Here is a 19,154-nt window from a genome sequence, read left to right as displayed (position 1 = left end):
GCACAGGTTTTTTCTTCGCTTGTAGGGCCGAAGGCGCCGTGAATGCCTGGAGCGGCCGGGGCGGCCCATGGCCGCGATCAATGGTGGTTAAGTTGTAAGATTCTGCGGTTTCGGCAGAGTCCAATCGCGGCCATGGGCCGCTCCTACAAGGACAGTTTCGAACTCCGGGTTTTTATTCCTGCCGGGCAAAGGTTCTGTCGAGATCGATCGGGCGGTTCATCCGATCCACCGGCCGCACCCGCTGGCCCTCCCGCAGCAGGTGGGTGCCGGCGGCCACCACCCAGTCGTCGGGCCCGAGTCCCGCCAGCACCGGCACCTGCTCCTCGCCGTAGGGGCCGAGGGTTACCTCTGTCTTGTGCAGTGTCTGCTGCAGCGGATCCAGCACCCACACATAGGGCTGGCCGCCGTCGGCGGTGACCGCGGACAGGGGCAGGGACAGGGCGCCGCGGGGCGCGTCGCTGTCGACGAATACCCGCGCGCTCTGGCCCAGTTCCGCGCCCACTTCGGCGTTGTCGAAGGCCACCCGCGCCTCGAAGGTGCGCGATGCCGGGTCGGCGGCAGGGGAAACTTCGCGAATATGCGCGGGGAAGGGGCGGCCGGGCTGCGACCAGAGTTCCACCGCCAGCACCTGGCCCACTGCGAAGCGGTTGATATCCTGTTCCGGCAGGTCGATGCGCACCTCGCGGTCGCCGTCCGCCGCCAGTGTGAAGACCGCCTGGCCGGCGGCCACCACCTGTCCGGCCTCGGCCTGGCGCCGGGCGATAACGCCATCCCGGGGGGCTTGCAGCACCGCGTATCCGGCCTGGTTGCGCGCCACATCCAGCTGCGCCCGGGCCTGCTTGAGCCGCGCGGCACTGGCGTCGAAGCGGCTCTCCACCGCGTCGAACTGGGAGGCGCTGACCAGCTGGCCCCGGAGCAGTTTGCGGTAGCGCTCCAGTTCGCTCTTGGCCAGGCGGTGGTCCGCCTCGGCGGACGTGAGCTGCGCGCGCGCCGTATCCAGTTGCAGGCGCAAATCCTGCGGGTCCAGTTCCGCCAGCGGCTGGCCCTTCCGGACCCTGTCCCCTACGTTTACCAGGCGCCGGCTGATCTTGCCGCCAATGCGAAAGGACAGCGCCGGCTCGTAGCGGGCGCGGACCTCTCCCGGGTAGATATCCTGCTGGGCCCCGGCGACCTTCGGCAGCACCATCACCGCCGGGCGCGGTTTCTCCTCCCCTTCCTTCTGTTCCGCCGGGGCGCAGGCGGCCAGGGCCAGGCAGAGCGGAAGTGCGGCGAACACTAGCGGTCGATACATAAGCGGGTTCCTTCCTCTGTGGGTAAACAGTTCAGGTTCAGATTGGCAGTGCGGTGAAAAGCGGCGCCGGCGGGGCCGGTAATGCTATACTGGCCAGTATAGTAAATTTAATGAACTCACGAGTCCAGTATTTGGAGACCTATGTCCGAACAGACTTCAGAGGTCGCGCCCCGCGGCCGCCCCAAGGACCCGGCCAAGCGCCAGGCCATTCTCGATGCGGCCAAGGGCCTGTTCCTGACGCAGGGCTTCGCCGGCACCAGCATGGATGCGGTGGCCGCCGCTGCCGGTGTGTCCAAGCTCACTGTCTACAGTCACTTTTCCGACAAGGAGACCCTCTTCACCGCGGCCATCGAGGCCAAGTGCGAGAGCATGATGGCGCAGCCGATCTTTGCGCTGGAGAAGGGCGATTCGATTGAGGTGGTGCTGCAGCGGGTCGGCGGGGCCTTCCTGAGCGTGGTCGACGGTGAGGACGCCATCCGCCTGAAGCGGCTGCTGTGCGCCATGGCGGAGCGGGAACCGGAAATGGCGCAGCTGTTCTTCGAGGCGGGACCGAGGCGTATGCTGGAGCAGATGGAGCGCCTGCTGAGCCGGGCCGATGAACTGGAGCTGCTGGAGGTGGCGGACCCGGCCGTCGCCGCGGAACAATTCTTGGGCATGCTGCTGGGCTGCGGGCATATGCAGGTACTGATCGGCTGTTGTCCGCCGCCCACAGAGGCGGAAATCCACGAGCGCGTGGCCGCGGCGGTGCAGACATTTATGCGTGCCTACGGAGTCCGAGTATAGGGGGCTGCTTGCAGTATATGCCGCGCACTTTTGTCTCTACTACTTTTTTGATTCACGGTTTCTGCCTCGATGGACTCAGATAAATTCACACAACGCGGAATCCCGTTTATTGTCAGACAGGGAATAACCAGATGGCATCAGGGACCGGCCCTCGTAGAGTACCGCTGTGAATTCAATCCAGGCGCCTACGACGATACTCTGTTCCCGGCCCTGTTCATTCCCTTCCACGAATCACTGAAGCGCGCGGTGGTAAAGCGCAAAGCAGAGTTTTTGGCCGGGCGTCACTGTGCCCGAAACGCTCTGGCGTCACTGGGCGTTGAAAACGCCACCGTCGGTATGGGGCCGCATCGCAATCCACTCTGGCCCGGTGATGTCAGGGGATCGATCAGCCACTGCCACCAGGTGGCGACCGCGGTTGTCTGCTCAAGCCCCGAGATTCGGGGGATAGGTATAGATATTGAAAGCCTGGTTGAGGCGAGAGTCCTGGACCAGATTCGGTATATGGTCCTGAATCAGGACGAATTGCCTCTTCTCCAGCACTCCGGCTTCAGCGATTCTGAGATATTTACGCTCATATTTTCCATGAAGGAGAGCTTTTTTAAAGCGGCCTACCCTATAGTAGGAAAGTATTTCGGATTTAATGCAGTATCAGTGGTCGATATCGAAGCAGAGAAAGAGGAAATCACCTTTAGAACCAATATCGACCTGCATAACAGTCTGCCGAAAGGTCAAGAGTTTACGGCGCGGTATGTATTTTCAGGCTCGAATATACTGACTACGATTGTCTGGATTTGAATATTCCCGTGCTGTCGGATGGCACAGGCATCGGGTCGAACCGACGCCTCGACAGGGAAACCCCGGTAGCCGGCCCACCCCGGGTGCTGATTCGGTATCATTGCCTCAATGTCAACCTGGATCTTTGTGCCCCCCCCCCCTAAAAATTCGTTTTTCGTCAACCCGGGAAGGCAGGGGGAAGTAGCCACAGGGTTTCTGAATTCCCCTCCACGGGAATGACGGTTTTTAGGGGTTAAAAGTACGCTTTCACACCGACGGATAGCTGCCGATTCAGGAAGCGCCCGAACTCGGTATCCTCCGCACCGGAGAAATGGTTGACGCCGCCATAGAGCGTCAGGGAATCCAGCCAGCGGTACTCAACGTTCAGCGACTGTTGGCCGCTTTGGTCACTGAGGTTGCGAATCAGCACATAACTGACATCGGTATCGTCCCGGATATTGTTCCGCTGCAACATGGTGAACACGTAGGAGTTCCCCAGCTGATAGAAGGGTAAGTTATTCACCCGGGTCAAAAAATCCAGGTACTCGACCTCGGTCTCCCCCGCCAACAACCGCGCAGTATATTCGCGGTTTAGCGCCAGCAACTGCTCGCTGCCGGACTCGTCCAGGCCCACCTGGTTGTGGTAGTAGTCCAGCGCGAGGTTCCAGCCGTTTTCGAAGGTGTAACTGGCTCCCGCCACCGCTGCCAGCAGCGATTCGCCTGCCGGTGCATCTTGCCCCGGCAACAGCCGCTCCAAATTGCGCCCCTCGCTGAGATAAAGGAAATCCCCGTAGACAATCAGCGCGTCGTTCACCGTCCACTGGCCGTAACCCCCGACGCCATAGCCCCGCTCGGGTTTGGATACCAGCGCGGTGGTGCTGACCTGCGTACCTTGCCAGGTCAGCTGCAGATCGCCGGTGGTTTTAAAATCCTCCAACTCCTGCCCTCCCTCGCCGGTGTTCACGGTCAACTGGAGCTGCCAATTCGAGTCCAGGTGGCCGCCCCACTCCACATACTCCCGGGCCATCAGCTCGGTGTTGGGGTCCGTCTGCCCGGTGTCCGAGTGGTAGCGGTTGCTGGGAGACAACAGGCGCGCCGGCCCCCAGGAATTCACATAGCGGCCCGCCTTGAGCCACTGGTCGCCGAAGTAATAATCCAGTTTCCAGTAGCGCAGACTCAAGTCGCTGTCGGATCTGTCACTGCCTCCCGGAACGCGTACTTTGGAATGGGTCGCGCGCGGTTGCAGCGTCAACTCGAACCGGTCGCTACTGAGTAGAAGCTCCGGTCGTAGCTCCAGGCGGTCCGTCTGATCGGACAAACGCAAGATGGCGTTGCCGGGGTTGTTGCCGCGATCCAGATCAAACTGCTGCCATTGCTTTTGATACTGGGCCTGCCAGTACCACTCCGCATCGATATCCGCGTGCGCGGTAGCGGCTAGAAACGAAAGGCCGATCAGTAATTTTCTCCGCATCACTCAGAGCCTGAACCTTGCCGCCGGAATGGACTTCACCTCGATATCGCTGTACTCCAACACCGAGCGCTGAGTGCGGTTGATCTCGTCCTGGATCACCATGCGACTGATAAACGGTCGCGTATCGTCATTTACTTCGATGGTGTTGTCGTACTCGAAGGTGGCGGACTTCAACAACCGGCCGGCCGAGGTGTAAAACTCCGCCTTCACGCCCAGTCCGCTCTGCTGATCCACCCAGTACTTGATACGGTCATAGGTCACCGAGGCGCTCTTGGCCTTGAGGTCGAATACATAAGCCGGTTTGTCATTCAGCGTATCGTCTGGCAGACGCGCAGACTCGTAGTCATCAACGTAGTTGGTGGAAGCGATGTCGCCGTTGGCGGCGCTGCCTGTGAGCCGCTGGCGCTGGGAAATGGGCACCGGCTTACGCAGCCCCTTCTTGGTGAACCACATATTGTCGCCGATCTGCAGCAATTTGTTGCCCAGCACATTGCGCGGTCGCTTGAACTCCGCCAACCAGTCACCGGAGGTGGCGCTCACCTCCAGCTTGAAATGCTCGCTGCGATCACGCTTGAGCGTGGATTCCACGTCCACCTCCCACTGCAGCCCGGGCAGGCCGCCGCCACGGGAGGTGTCGGCATAGCGAAGAATTTCCTCGTCGGTCTTGGCCAGGGCTGTCGCGCTGAGCAGCGCCACGAACAACAAACCTACAAGTTTCGGGATCGTGAGTTTCATATAGAGTCGCCTCCTACACATGTCGCAGGGAATCGGTGATGCCCGCACTGGCTGCGCGCCGGGCAGGAACAATGCTGGACGCAATGGCAAAGGCGGACAGCGCCGCCAGAGACCCCAGTATCAGCACCGGCTTGAAGTCGATCAGCAGTCGCACCGGCGAGGAGGAATTGGGTGGCGTATAGGTGAACTCCGCCGCATTCACCAAAGCGCCCACTCCGAAGGTCACCAGCAGGCCGATGGCGCAGCCCGCCACGGCGATCATAAAGCCCTCCAGGGAAAACAGCCGCAGCACCCGCCCCCTCTGCATGCCCAGCGAACGCAGGGTGCCGATTTCCCGGGTGCGCTCCACCACCACCATGCTCATGGTGTTGATGATGCTCATCACCACGATGATCAGCACAATGGAAAAGATAAAACTGAAGATCATGTTGAACAGGTTTTTCACCTGGCGGTAGAAACTGGACAATTCCTCCCAGGTGCGTACTTCCAGCCCCAGGCCCTGTTCGGCGAACAGCGCCTCCATCTCCTTGCGCGCGGTTCCGGTGGCCGCCGCGTCCTTCAGCACCACGGTCAGGCTCTCGGCGCCGTCGGTGGCGAGCAGGTTGCGGGCCAGCTCGAGGGGCAGGATGATGGCTTTGTCGTTGGTGGCGGCGTTGCCGGTATCGTAGACGTCGATGATGTCCACGTCGTAGGCGTTGGCTTGGCCCGCCAGGGTGGAGCTGAACAGCACCGCCGTGCTGCCCGGCTCCAGCGCCAGGGCCTCGGCCAGGTTTTGCGCCACGACGATGCCCAGCGGGTTTTCCTCATCCAGAAAACCGCCGCGCTCCGGGCGGAAGTCCCTGCGGATACGGCGCAGGTCGGTGCGCACCAGGGCATCGCCGATAAAGATGGTGGACAACTCGCCATCGCTGATCAGGCCGCTCAGGGACAGCCGCGGCGAGACAAATGTCACCGACTCCATGTCCGCCAGCAGGCTGGAAATACGATCGATCTCGTCGCCGCTCAGGATGTAGTCTTCCTGACTGATGTTGCCCTGCTCGAAATAGCCCGAGCGGGCGACCGTGAGGTGTCCCAGCTTTTCCCCCTGAATGGCCTGACGCTGCAGGCCGGCGAACACATTGGCGATGTAACCGCCGAACAGGTTAACCGACGCGAAGCCGGCCATAATGGCCAGCACGGTCACCAGGCTGCGGCGACGGTTGCGAAAAAGGTTTCGAATGGCAAGTTTCAGCAACATTTACTGGGCCTCCGCTTCGGTTTCTGTTTCTGCTATTTCAGCGTTTTTGTTCGGTGAACCAACATCGGAAGCTGTAATGTCCGACGAGATTTCGCCGTCCACCAACTGAACGCGGCGTCTGGCACTGCGCAGCAACACCTGATCGTGAGTGGAAAACACGAAGGTGGTGCCGTGTTTGCGGTTCATCTCCGCCAGCAGATCGATAATTTTCTGACCGTTGACCGAGTCCAGGTTGGCTGTGGGTTCATCGGCGATGACCAGCTCCGGCCGGTTGACCAGCGCCCGCGCCAGGGCCACGCGCTGGCGCTGGCCGCCGCTCAGTTCATCGGGCCGGTGATCGGCGTATTCACTCACCCCCACCTCCTCCAGCAGGGCGGCTGCGCGGCTTTTCAGCTCCGGGTCGACCCTGCCGCCGTGCAACTGCCCCGGCAGCATGACGTTTTCCAGCGCGGTCATCACCGGTACCAGATTGAAGCTCTGGAAGATGATGCCCACCCGCTGTTGCCGCAGGCGGGTCAGTGCCCGGTCGCCCATGTTCAGCACCGATTCGCCGTCGATATGGTAATCGCCCTCGCTGGGCAGATCGATGGTGGACAGCAGGTTGAGCAGGGTGCTCTTGCCGCAGCCGGAAGGACCCCAGATCACCGTGAACTCTCCGGGTTCGATATCCAGTGTCACGTCCTTAATGGCGGTGACCCGGGTGGCGCCGAGCTGGTAGTGCTTGGTCGCCCGGTCGAGCGAGAGAAAACTCATGGCAGTCTCCTATTGGTCCACGTGATGGGAAATGTTCATGTGATGGGGATCGCAAAAGGCATCGGGTTTCTCGGCGATGCGGATCGGCATAAAGCCGAACATCGAGCCCTCTTCGAATTGGCGTTGCATGACCGCAAAAACGCGCTCGACCTGTTCGCCGCTGGGATAGTCGACATCCGCGTTGAGGTGGCGCCGCACCCGCAGCAGGCAAGTGGGCAGCCAGGTCAGATCCGCCAGCAACGGTTGCAGGTCGGTGTGGACTGCCACGTGAACGCAGATGGCGGCCGCGTGCAGCAGGGCGTACTTTTCCGCCAGGCGGTAGCTCTGGGGGCTGTAGTTGTAGTTTTTCTGCAGTTTTGCTTTTTGCGCCTGCATCTGTTCGCGCAGGCGGTCGATGTCTGCCGGAATCTGTCGTGCCAATTCGAGGGTGCTCGAACGGGTCGCCGCGTCCAGGCCCCGCTGGTCCAACCTGGCTTCGAGTTTTTCGAGGCTGTCGTTCAACATCAGCAGCACCAGATCCTTGCGGCCGCTGAATACCGACAATTCGGAAAAGCGCGCGTCCGGCTCGCGTTGGTTCAGATCGAAAAACTCGGCGAAGCTGGCCTGTTCCTCCTCGCTGGGGGTGCGGTCTTTCTGCAGGTAGGGCAGGGTCACCTCCATGTGCAGGGCGATGTTTTTCAGGTTCACCTTTTCATTGCCGTCCACGAAGCTGGTCATTTCCGCATCGCGCATGGCCTTCTGGAACAGACCGTAGGCGAAGGTTTCCCGCAAGTAGTAGCGCGCGCCTACGGCGCCTGCCAGGCGCGCGAACCCCTGGCGGGAGAAGGTAGGTACCAGGTACTTGGACACCGCCGCCTGCAGGAACATGGCCTTGGGCGCATAGTGCAGTGCGCGGGTGGCAGCGGTGACCACCAGCTCGGACAGCAGCAGGTCGCAGAAGGTATCCGTCAGCTCCAGGCGCGTGATCGGAATGTCCGCCAGCCGCTGGCCGAAGATGTGGCGCGAATTGGCGAAGCTCAGCGCGATGCGCAGCCCCGTGTCCAGCGCGCCCAGGGCCATGGTGACCGCGCCCACGCGGTGCAGTTGCGCGGTGCGCAGCATCAGCTCCAGGCCGTTGCCGGGCTTGTCGATGACGCAATCGGGTTCCACCCGGCAGTTCTCCAGGCGGAAGCCGCTCAGATCCAGGCCGCGCACGCCGTGGAGTTTTTCTTTCGGCAGGCGCTGGTACTCGCGCTCGCTGTGGCGGCGGCTGTCGACGCAAAACATTGTGAAGCTGTCCGGCGTATTGCCCCCCGGTGCCTTGGCCAGAAACATGGCCATCTCGTTGTGTCGCGCCATGCCGATCAGCCACTTGGCACCGTCCAGCCGATAGCGCTCACCGTCCCACTGCGCCGTGGCGCCGCTGTTGATCAGGTCGCTGCCGTGTTCCCGCTCGGTGACGCCCCAGGAGATGCCACAGCCGTTGAGAATCTCCCGGCCGTAGTAGCGCTTCTGCTCGTCGGTGCCGGCGATCAGCACCGGACCCAGGCCGATGGCTTTGAGTACGTAGAGCGTGGCCAGGGTGACGTCGCGGCGGGACAGCATCCGGATGACGTAGTACAAATGCTGGTAGGAGTGCAGCTTGCCGCCCAGGGCCTGGGGTACCAGGTAGTCGATTACCCCCAGGTCCCGCAGCAGGGTCATGGCGTCTCCCGGCAGGGCCTCGCCTTCGTCGTGTTGCATCGCCTGTTTGTAGGAAAACGGCTGCGCCTCGTCGAAGGGGTCGCCCAGTTGTCGTTCCAGTTCGTTCAGGTCCGCAATGTGATCGGGTAGGGTCATGGCTTGGGTCTCACTGTTCGTACAGCGCCACCGGCAGCAGGGACAGCGCCCTGTCGCCATCCAGCGCCCGCGTCAAGAATTCGAATACCCGGTTTTCCCGGGCCTGGGGCGCCGCTTCCGGCTGCAACTGAAAGGCGATCAGCTCGCCCAGGCATTCCGGTGCCAGCGACGGATTGGCGGCGCTCAACAGCACCAGGGACGCGCAGGCGTGCACGCGGCTGTAGGCTTCCGCCAGTTCGATGGCGCCGGCGGACTCGGCGAAGGAGGCGCCCGCGCTTCGCGACAATCGCTGCCACAGGGCCTCGATGGCCAGGTGCACCCAGCCCGCGGCCTCGGCGAGGGCGGCGCCCCGGCCGGGCTGCCGCGCCAGGGCGCCGAGGGCATTGATCACCCAGTCGCCGCCGGCATTGGTCACCGACAGATTGCGACGCTCCTCGGCGAAGTAGCTCCGCTCCAGGTCGAGCAATTCCAGCACGCTGTCCAGTTGCGCCGTCGCCTTGGCCTCGTCCAACCGTTGCCATTGGGCGTGCACCGCCGGCAACTGGGTGGCGATGTTTTTCAGGTTCACCACCGGGTTGGTGTCGATGTAGCGCACCATGGAAAGGTCGTCCGCCACCTTGTGGAAACGGTGGAAGATGGGCTCCCGGTCCAGGGCGTAGTTGACGCTGATGATGTCCCGCAAACGCACCACCACCGCGTCGCTGCCGTGGAGCGCCACCTGCTTGGCGACGCTGGAGGCGATGCTGAACTGGGAGCGTTTGGCACCGATCATGCAGCCCGCCGACAGGGCCGCGGCCTCCGCCAGCAGCAGGTCCGATACCGACTGCGCCAACAGATGGCGCACATGGGCATAATCACAGAGCCGGCGTCGGTGGCGCTCGGCGCGGGCGAATTCCGCCACGTCCCGCACCAGGCAGTGACAGCCGCCCACGTTGGCGGCGGTGCTCAGGTACTTCACCAGTTGCTGCACCTTTAATGTGGTTTCGAAGCCGCGCCCGGCCTCGCCCACCAGGGCGCCTGCCCCCACCGCCAGGCCGTCGAACTCCAGATCCACGAACTGCTGACCGGACATGCCCAAGCCGCGGCAGTGAAACACCCGCGCCGCGTCCATCGGCACCTGAAAAAAGCTCAGGGACTCGGGCCCGCCCCCGCCGGTGCGGGCCAGGATCAGCGCCTGCTGCGCCCGCGGCGACCAGCCCAGCGGCCCTTTGCGGCCGGTGATGCGCCAGCCGCTGTCGCCGGGTTCGGCGCGGGTGCCTATCTTCAGCAGCTCGGTGCCGGACACCGCCTCCGACAGCCCGAAACAAAACTGTTCGCCCTCCGCCAAGCGGGCGAAGGCGGCCTCCCGCTGGGCTTCGCTGCCCACCAGTTCCAGCACCGCCGCCGGCCCCACGCTGTACATCACCGCCGGCATGACGTTGATGTTGCGCCGGGTGGCCAGCGCCACCTGCAGCCACAACTGCAGCCAGTTGCGGCGCAGACCACCGGAGGACTTGGGCACGAATACCTGGTGGAAGTTGAGCCGGTAGAGCGCCGCCTTCAGGTCACTGACCGACTTTTCGTCGTCCTCCTTGCTGTTGCGCCGCCAGGACAGCGGATTGCCGCGGTCGCGCCCCGGTCCAAGGGCCCGCTCCCACTCGGCGAGATCCTCGATCAGGTCACGCGGCATGGCGACGCGCCTCCCCCGCCAGCGGTAGCAGCGGGTAGCGGTTCAGCGTTGCGGGCAGACACTGGTTCTGCAGGCCCAGCAAATGCAGACGCTGCTTGTAGGCGCAGCCACGCACTATGTGCTCGGCCACATCCACCACGCGGCGGTTCTGCGGCGCTTCCAGGTAGCTGCCCGCCACCCAGTCGTTGAAGGCACCCATGGCCGGGCCGGCCCAGATCTGGTAGTCCATCACCCGATCCGCCACACCGGCGTTGGCCCAACCGGAGGACTGGCCCAGATAGGAGCGGAACACCAGCGCCATCTTGCGTTTGGGATCGTTTTCCGCGCGCTCTATCTGAGCCGGGTCGCGGCGGTTGAAAAAGTCGCGGGTTTCGGCCCAAACCTGCTCCAGTGAGCGTTTGAAAATCTGGCTTTCCAGTTTCGCGCGCACCTCCGTCGGTATGGCGTCCAGGCCCGGGTAGTTCTGGTACAGCTCGTAGAGCTGGCGCGCGCGCATGGGAAACAGGGTGCCGCGCTTGAGCACCTGCAACTGCACACCCATCTCGAACATGTCCGCCGCCGGCGCCATGTCCACGTCGGAAAAATCTGCCTGGGCCAGGAGTTTGCGCACCGGGTCGCTGCTGCCGGATTCGATGCAGCTCTGGTTCACCGAGCCGGTGACCACGTAGGCGGCGCCCATGGCGAAGGCGGCGAGGGCGGATTCCGGCGTGCCGATGCCGCCGGCGGCGCCCACCCGCAGCAACCGCGGGTAACCGAAGTGGGCCTGCAGGCGATCGCGCAGGGCGATGATGATGGGCAGCAGCGCGGTGAGGGGGCGGCGGTCGGTGTGGCCGCCGGAGTCGGCTTCCACGGTGATGTCGTCCGCCACCGGCAGGTGTTCTGCCAGAGCGGCCTGATCCGCGCTCAGTACCCCCTGTTGTACCAGTCTGTCCACCATCGCTTTGGGCGCCGGCGACATGAAGCGCTCCGCCACTTCGGGGCGGGAGATCTTGGCGATCACCCGGTTGCGGCTGACCACCCGGCCCTGCGGGTCTCGGCAGATGCCCGCCAGGCGATAGTGAATCAGCGGCTCGGTCAGCGCCATAAACGCCGAGGCCTCCATCACCGACACGCCGTGCTTGAGGAAAATTTCCACACCGCGGCGCTCCATCAACGGCTCGTGGGGCGAGTGAATCAGGTTGACGGCGAAGGGCTGATCCCCCAGGGCCTGTTTGATGCGCTGCACGTCCTGTTCCACCTGTTCCGGCAGCACACCGCCGGCGCCGTAGGAGGCCAGCAGCCCCGCGCGCCCCATGGCAATCACCAGTTCGGCGGAGGCGATGCCGTTGGCCATGGCGCCGGTCATGTAGGCGTAGCGGCTGCGGTAGGCGCGGCAGAAATCGGCGTCCCCCAGTTGTTCCGGCGCCACGCCGGGCAGTGCGGCCAGGGCCTCGACGGTGTCGGGCAGTTGCGACGGATCGCCGTCGAAGAGTCCGGTGCGGTCGCCGGCGCGCACCAGCAGCAGGGGCCGGGCGGTGTCCGCCAACAGGTGGTGCATGGCGTCGGTGTCAAAAACCGGTTGAGTCGCGAGTTGTTCAGACATGGGCGAAATCCCCCTCGGTGATGGCCACGGCCATGCGGTCCACGTGGTAGATGCGTAGTTTGTTTTTGAACAGATCCGCATCGGCGATCACCACAATGCGGTCTGCCTCCTCGCGCACGGCTTGGATGTGTACCTCGATATTCATGTCGCGGTCGCTCATCAGCAGTTGCCCGCGGTAACGCCACTCGGTTTCCACGTCGGTGGCGATGCCGAAACGGGGCGACTTGAACTTGTCCACGCCCAGCCCGGCATCCAGGGCGAACAACTGAATGGCCTGCACGAAAGCCTCCAGCCCCAGGGAGCCGGGCATCACCGGATCGCGGTGGAAGTGACATTTGAAATACCAGTCGCTGTCGCGGATTTCCCGGTAGCCGTGCACATAGCCTTTGCCGTACTGGCCGCCGTCGCGGCTCAGACCTGCGCGGTGCAGCAGGTTCAAGGGTCCGTTCGGCAGGCGGTAGTACGGGCGCGCCGGGTCGGCGGTGAACAGCGGGTTGTCGGTTTCGGTTTCCAGTTCAAACTCGATCAGCTCGGCGCCCTGGGATTCAAACCAGAAGTCCCGCTCGCGACCGTTGTCCAGGCCCAACTGGTTTTGCAACGCTTGTTCCGGGAAGTACCCGAACAGGGACTCACCCTCGTAGATGGGCTCGCCGTCGGCGGTCAGTTCGAAGCGGAACTTCTGCAGAATGGAACCGTTCAGGGCGCTGGTGGACAGCAGGGTTTCCCTGTGGCGAATGGTCTTGCCGCGCAGGTCCATGTCGCTCAAGTAGGTGGCCTTGCCGTCCAGGTTGCGGATGGACAACTCCTGATCGGGGAAGTCCAGGGTCACTCCCAGGAAGTAACCCAGCAGGATACTGGCCTGCAGCGCCGACTCCAGGTAGACGCAGTTGGGCATGGCGGGGTAGCTGTTCCGGCGGAAGAACCAGTCGTCGGCGGGCACGTCGTACTCGGTAATCATCACCGAACCGTTCTGGTATTTCCCGCGGTCGCCGGTGAGGGTGACGGCCCGGTCCACGAACTGGAAGTCGCCGTTGGGGATGTGGGGCGCGCGGTGGTTGGGCCCGTAGATGTCGAACTCGCGACCCATGGCGGTTTTCAGATCGCCCTTGGCGGCGTGTGCCAGGTGGAATTCGTTGAGCGTCACCGGCGAGCCGTCGGTCAGGCGCCGGCCGCTGAAATAGTCCGTTTCGCCATAGCGCGGGTAGACGCTGCAGCCCGGCTTTTCCTTGAGGCACAGTCCCAGGTTCTCCACCGCCACCAGGGGCCGGTCGCCGTCGTAGACCACCACATTGGCCTTGACGTAGGGCCGCGGCAGAAAGCCGTTTTCGAAGATCTCCACGGCGTAGCGCAGTTCCCGCACCTTTGGCGTGATCTGGCCGCGCACCTTGATGTCCATAAGCAGGTCGGGGATGGGCTGGAATTCCGCACCGGGAAAGCACTGCTGCATGCCGATGGACATCAGGTGCACTTTCAACAACTGGGTGGCGCCCTCCGCCACCAGACTGCCGGGCAGCACCGGGTCGTCCACGAAGTGGGATTCGAAGTACCAGCCCTTTGGGTCCAGCTTCTTGTAGGCTTCAATCGACAGGTAACCGGAGTCCAGCGGGCGGTTGAGCACGCTGACCCGGTCGATCATCAGCAGCTGCTGTGGCGGCAGGCGCACGCCCGAGGCGGCGGCGGGGTTGGCGCCGGGGCCGAACACGGTTTCCAGTTCGCCGCGGCTCAGGGTGACGATGTCCCGTTCGTCCAGCGCCGTTTTGGCGCTGTGGTACAGCGGTTTGACCAGGGAGGCGCGCTGGTTTTGCGGGTGGCTCACCAGGCCCTGGCCCTGTTCCAGTTGTTCGCGGGAAAAGAAGCCGGCACAACCGCGTTCCAGTTTCAGCGCCAGCTCCCCGTCCACATAGCCTTCGTAGCTGAAGAAGAACAGCAGCACGCCGCCCTGGCGCACGTAGGAATTGATGTGGATGTCGAAGCGCAGTGTCTGGCCGGCGCGGGGCAGGTCGCCGACAAAGGCGAGCTTGCCGTCCAGCAACCGGTACATACGCTCGCCTTTGTTTTCAAAATCGATGCCCAGGTAGCTGATCAGCAGCAGATCGCTCTGTCCCGCCTCCACCGCCACGCCCGGCGGCATGACGCCGTCCACCAGATACCAGGCATCCTCGGGAATGTCGTACTCGGTGGTGAGCATGCAGGGCTCGTAGCGGCCGCGCTGGGCTTCCAGGCGCGTCACGCGGCTGACGAAAAAGTACGGCGGCGAGGGCAGGCGCACCCGCACCGGGAAGTTATCGATCTCCGCGTACTCGGGGCCGAAGGCGTCGGCGATGCGGCCCTGGGCGAAGGCCAGCAGTTGCGCTTCGTCCATCAACGGGGCATCTACGGGGTCTGGTGCGTGCACCAGCGCCGTTTCCTCAGTCTCGCCCCGAGTGTTTTCGGCCGGTTCGGCAACCGGTATCGCCGTCGGCAGCGGTGTTTTCGCAGCGGCGGGCAGCGCCGGTGTGGACGCATCGCCGTGCAACTGTTCCCGCAGTTGATCGAACACCATCTGCCGGATGCGCTGCTGGCTGTCGAGAAACACCTTTTGCACCGACGTCATTTGTCGAAGGTTGCTGCGAATCAAAGCGGCCACCGGGTTGTTGTCCGGCGCCGAATGGCTGTGAGGCTTCATGTCCGGTTTCCTTGCTGGGGCCAGATTGGAGGCGGGGCGCGCGGCAGGCGGCGGGGTGACGTCGTGCGCGGATTGGTTGGCGGCACGCAGTCGCGCGCGCCCGCCCTGTACCAGGCGCCCGGCGTCCAGTTGCCAGTAGATCAGGTCGCGCGCCGACGGTGCGGGCGTCCTCGACGTTTCGGTGTTGCCTGTCGCGACGTGCGCCAACTCGACGGTGGCTTCGTTGGCGGCGACCGAAGGCGCAATCTTTTGCGGCGCCGGCTTTTGCAGGGCCGCGAAATCCGGCCGGCTGGTGTTGGAGCGAAAGCGGATCTCCACACTGCGCCCCGACGTCGAACCGGCGCCGTGCCCGACCAGGCCGGACAGGTCCATGGGCACCCGCAAACTGATCAACCGTGCCAGCAACTGTTCCAGGCAGCCGAGATCATTTTTGCCGCGCTGGGTAACCGACAGGGTCGCCACCTCGCGCCCGGCCCCCTCGCGCCCGGAAAAGTGGGCACCGATCCAGCGGCTGCAGGTGCCGCCCGGTCCCACCTCGACGAAGGTGCGCGCACCCAGGTCGTAGGCGCGCTCCATCAGGCGCGGGAAGTCCACCTCCCGGCAGAGGCTGTCGGAGTTGAGCGCCGCGATGTGCGTTTTTTCGAAGGTATCCAGCACTTCGTAGTGACCCGCCGAGATCAGCGCTATGTCGTTGATGGGCGGTTGTGACGGGTAGCTGTTCAGCTCCGCCAGTTCGCCCTGGGCGTCGCGCATCACCTCGGCGTGGAGCACGTGGGCGGTGGGCGTGGGCACCGCCTCGCAACCGAGCGCCGCCACCAGCGCCCGGAGCTGTTGCGGATCGCCGGCCACCAGCAGTTCCCGGGCGGTGTTGATGTGGGTGATGTAGAGGCGGTCGAATTCGCGCATAAGTTCGCGCACCGCGTCCACCTCGGCGATAAGCACGCTGCTGGCCCAGACGTCGCGGTCGTCCCGTTCCGGTTCGATCTGCCATTTGTCGCGGATCAGGTTGCGGCGGCCGGTGAGCCGATCCCGGAACAGGGGGCTGCGCGCCAGTTGGTCGTAGCTGCGCCCCTGGGCGGGCCAGACGCCATTGGCGAACAGCATGCTGGACTCGCCCAGGCTGTAACCGAAAGCCACTTCCGGGCGCACCCGGAAACTGTCCCGCAACACCCGGGTGTAGAGCAGCGCCAGGCTGGTGCCGTTGGTGAGCATGGCGGGGATGTCCTGCAGCATGGCCTGCTCGCGGGTCATCAGATCGCGGCTGCGCGGCGTCGCCAGGCTGCGGGGGAAGATCCACTCGGCGCTCATGGCGCGGCCGACGTCGTCCACCGTTTCCTCGAAATCCTTCAACACCCCGGGAAACAGGCGAAAGAGACCCTGGGCCAGGTAGGGGTAGGAATTGAAACCGCCGGGGTAGACGAAGGCCACCTTGCCCGGCAGGGGCCGCGCCGCCAGGAAACTGCCGGCCGGGGTTTTCCAGTCCTTGTCCGCACCGGAAACCAGGTGTTTCTGCAGCCGCTGGCATTCGCGCAGCAGGGCCTCACCGCCATCGGCCGCAAGCACCGCCACGGCACTGTGTGCGTCGGTGTCCAGCAGCTCCCGCCAACAAAGCTCGCGCTGGCGATCGAATTCGCGGGGGAGTTCTTCCATCAATTCATCGACCCGCCGGGCCAGGTGCGCGCGGTCGGTGGCCACCAGGGGCACCAGCTGCAGCTCGCGGCGCACCACCGACCAGTCGTCCGGCCAGTCCGCTTCTCTCAGCAGCAGCTGATCTCCCTCGCCGGTGAAGGAACGGGTGCATACCAGAGCGGCGCGGGGCTGCGCTGTGCGCCTGAACCAGGGATAGCTGACGGGGGGGCGGAAGTTGTCGCTGTCGGAGAGTGTCTTCTCCAATACCTTCAGATACTCCGGCGACGTCTTGCCCTGGGCCGGCAGGTAGCGGTGGTGCAGCGCCAGGGCGGCGGTGATCAGCCCGGCGATGGGCGCGGCGATGCGGCTGTAGCCGAACTGGTCCGCGAGGGTGGAAACGGCGGCGCCGGGGGCCCGGCGGGCGATGGGCGCCAGTGCCCCCGCCGCACCCTCGCGGTCGATCAGCCCGGCCAGTTGCACCAGGCCGATGTCCGCGTCGCGCCCGCGTTCGAACAGGTTCAGGGTGGTGTAGCGGCGACGCGCCTGTTGTTGCGCGTCGCGGTCGCGCACGAGCACCACGGCGCCGGCGCCCTCGCCCATGGGGAACTCGAAATCATTGTTCAGCAGCGCGCCGCCCTGGGCCCGGATGCGCTCGCCCAGGGACATTTCCTCGGCGATGCAACCCAGGTCCACGGCGCCCACCAGCACACCCTCGGCGTCCCCTTCGGCCAGCATCAGTTGTGCGGTTTCCAGGGCGCGGTTGACGCCGTTGCCGTCGCCGGACAGGGTGAAAGACGGGCCGGTGAGGTTCCACAGCGAGGAGATGCGGCTGGCCATGATGTTGCCGATGTAGCTCAGCACCTCGTTGGATTCGATGTCGCTGTGCAGGGCGTTGCCGCACACCCGCACCAGCTCGTCGAAGTCCACCGCATTTATGTCCACGCCCGCCGAGCGCAGTAGTTTTTCCAGGTAGTGGGGCAGTTCGCCCTTGGCGCGGCGCAGGTGGCTGATCAGGTCCAGCTCCATCACCAGAATCACGGCGATGTTGCGCGGCGCCGGGCTGTTGCGTTCCAGGCCGGCATTCAGCAAAGCGTCGCCCGCCACCTTCAGCATCAGCAGCTGCTGCTGATTGAAGTGTTTGAGTTCTGCCGGCGGAATGCGAAACGCCAGAGGCTCGATGGATACGGATTCCACGTAGCCGCAAGGGGTGTCCGTGTCCTCCACCAGGCCGCCGCCTTCGCCGCCCGGCGCGCGCAGGCCGCTGTCGCCCTCGAAGAGCGCGCGCTCCAGCTTCTCCAGGGTGTCGAAGGGACCGAAGTGCGCGCCCATGCCCACCACGGCGATGTCCGGTGTGTCCGTGGGCGTATAGGTTGTGTCACTGATTTTCCGGTCCGAGAGTACCAGGTGGGCGTTGGTGCCACCGAAACCGAAGGCGGACACGGCGGCGTAGCGCGGTTTGTCTCCGGCGGGCCAGGGCCGGGTGTCGGTGAGCAGGCTGCGCCCGTCGATGGTGCCGTGTTGAGATTGGCGGCTCTGCCCGGCGTTCACACCCGGGGTGGGCACCAGGGTTTCGTGGCGCAGGCTGAGGATGAGTTTGATTAAGCTGGTGAGGCCGGCCACCGTCAGCAGGTGGCCGGTCATGCCCTTCACCGAACCCAGTTTGATGTGTTGCATCTCCTCGCCGAAAAAGGATTCCAGCGAGTTGAGTTCGGTCTGATCCCCCAGGGGCGTGCCCGTGGCGTGGCACTCGATGTAATCGATCGCCCCGGGCGCTATCTGCGCTTCGTCGTAGGCGCGCCGGTAGGCCACTTCCTGTCCCGCCGGGTTGGGAGAGAGCAGGTGCTTGCCGGCGCCGTCGTTGGACAGGCCCAACCCTTCGATGGTGCCGTAGATGCGGTCGCCGTCGGCGACGGCGTCCTCCAGCCGCTTGAGCACCACCACGCCGGCGCCCTGGCCGGTCTGTATGCCGGTGGAGTCGGCGGAAAACGGCTGCGAGCAGCCGTTTCTCGGGTAGGCGCGCAGGTCCGAAAAAGAGGTGTGAATCAGCCAGGGATCGGGCGCGCAGACCCCGCCCGCCAGCATCACGTCCGCCTTGCCCGCGCGCAGGTAGTAGGAACTCATCTTGATGGCGTAGAGCGCCGAGGAACAGGCGGCGTCGATGGTGTAGGCCGGCCCCGCCATACCGCAGGCCCGGGCGACGATGGAGGCGGGCAGGCCGCAGACGAAGCGGTTGAAGCCGTCGGGTAGTTCGTCTTCCCGGTCCAGTGGCGGCAGTTCGGTGTCCAGGTGCCGGCCCAGGTGTTCGCGGATTTTTCGGTACCAGACGGGCAGCGCCAGTTGGTTGGACAGTTTGGTGGGAAAGGCGTAGTTGCCCATGATCAGGCCGGCGGAGGACAGATCCTTATCGCCATGCCACAGCCCGGCGTCCACCAGTGCTTCGCGGGCGACGTGCAGCGGCCACTGGAACACCTCGTCCAGACGTTCCAGAAACGACGGCTCCAGGGCGAAGCCGTCGCTGTCGAAGGCGAAGTCGCGCACGAAGCCGCCTTTCAGGCAATAAATTTTGTTGGCGCCGGGCTCTTCGCTGTAGACGCTGTCGACGTCCATGCCGAAGTCCTCGTCGCGCGCATCCTCGCGGCAATCTTTCCCTGTCTTGAGCGCGTCCCAGAAGGCCTCGGCGGAAGAGGCTCCCGGGAAGAGACAGGAGATGCCGACAACGGCAATCTTGCTCATGATCCTGTCTCCCC

General features: G+C 64.2%; 11 protein-coding genes. 2 read left to right on the top strand and 9 right to left on the bottom strand.

Annotation, left to right across the window (positions count from 1 at the left end; genetic code table 11):
- Positions 1-172 precede the first annotated feature (172 nt).
- Entirely contained in the window at positions 173-1,291 is a 1,119-nt protein-coding gene (locus tag AC6R19_RS20505; protein WP_500581738.1) for an efflux RND transporter periplasmic adaptor subunit, read from the bottom strand.
- 141 nt (positions 1,292-1,432) lie between these two features.
- On the opposite strand from AC6R19_RS20505, the gene AC6R19_RS20500 reads away from it, so the two are divergent.
- Both AC6R19_RS20500 and AC6R19_RS20495 read left to right on the top strand, forming a co-directional pair.
- Positions 1,433-2,074, top strand: a complete 642-nt coding sequence (locus AC6R19_RS20500) for a TetR/AcrR family transcriptional regulator (protein ID WP_500581737.1) — start codon at positions 1,433-1,435, stop codon at positions 2,072-2,074.
- 69 nt (positions 2,075-2,143) lie between these two features.
- Positions 2,144-2,869 carry a 4'-phosphopantetheinyl transferase family protein gene (locus tag AC6R19_RS20495; protein ID WP_500581736.1) on the top strand — a complete coding sequence of 242 codons (726 nt, stop codon included), beginning with the start codon at positions 2,144-2,146 and terminating at the stop codon, positions 2,867-2,869.
- A 232-nt stretch (positions 2,870-3,101) separates the two neighbouring features.
- On the opposite strand, the gene AC6R19_RS20490 is transcribed toward AC6R19_RS20495, so the two are convergent.
- Genes AC6R19_RS20490 through AC6R19_RS20455 form a run of 8 tightly spaced genes read right to left on the bottom strand, consistent with a single transcriptional unit; the run spans position 3,102 to position 19,140 of the window.
- On the bottom strand, positions 3,102-4,319 hold the full coding sequence (locus AC6R19_RS20490) for a hypothetical protein (RefSeq protein ID WP_500581735.1): 1,218 nt from the start codon (positions 4,317-4,319) through the stop codon (positions 3,102-3,104).
- 3 nt (positions 4,320-4,322) lie between these two features.
- Positions 4,323-5,054, bottom strand: a complete 732-nt coding sequence (locus AC6R19_RS20485; RefSeq protein ID WP_500581734.1) for an outer membrane lipoprotein-sorting protein — start codon at positions 5,052-5,054, stop codon at positions 4,323-4,325.
- Positions 5,055-5,067: 13 nt separating this feature from the next.
- Positions 5,068-6,291 carry an ABC transporter permease gene (locus AC6R19_RS20480; protein WP_500581733.1) on the bottom strand — a complete coding sequence of 408 codons (1,224 nt, stop codon included), beginning with the start codon at positions 6,289-6,291 and terminating at the stop codon, positions 5,068-5,070.
- Entirely contained in the window at positions 6,292-7,044 is a 753-nt protein-coding gene (locus AC6R19_RS20475) for an ABC transporter ATP-binding protein (protein WP_500581732.1), read from the bottom strand. It abuts the gene before it with no gap.
- Positions 7,045-7,053: 9 nt separating this feature from the next.
- A complete protein-coding gene (locus AC6R19_RS20470; RefSeq protein WP_500581731.1) occupies positions 7,054-8,862 on the bottom strand; it encodes an acyl-CoA dehydrogenase family protein in 1,809 nt (602 codons plus the stop codon).
- A gap of 10 nt (positions 8,863-8,872) precedes the next feature.
- Positions 8,873-10,531, bottom strand: a complete 1,659-nt coding sequence (locus AC6R19_RS20465; protein ID WP_500581730.1) for an acyl-CoA dehydrogenase family protein — start codon at positions 10,529-10,531, stop codon at positions 8,873-8,875.
- Positions 10,521-12,113 carry a PfaD family polyunsaturated fatty acid/polyketide biosynthesis protein gene (locus AC6R19_RS20460; RefSeq protein ID WP_500581729.1) on the bottom strand — a complete coding sequence of 531 codons (1,593 nt, stop codon included), beginning with the start codon at positions 12,111-12,113 and terminating at the stop codon, positions 10,521-10,523. Before AC6R19_RS20460 ends, AC6R19_RS20465 begins: the two co-directional genes overlap by 11 nt.
- A complete protein-coding gene (locus tag AC6R19_RS20455) occupies positions 12,106-19,140 on the bottom strand; it encodes a beta-ketoacyl synthase N-terminal-like domain-containing protein (protein ID WP_500581728.1) in 7,035 nt (2,344 codons plus the stop codon). Before AC6R19_RS20455 ends, AC6R19_RS20460 begins: the two co-directional genes overlap by 8 nt.
- Positions 19,141-19,154 lie beyond the last annotated feature (14 nt).

The sequence above is a fragment of the Microbulbifer sp. SE14 genome (assembly GCF_059834885.1).
Note: the sequence above shows the minus strand (reverse complement) of the source record. Positions and strands in the feature narration are given on the sequence as shown.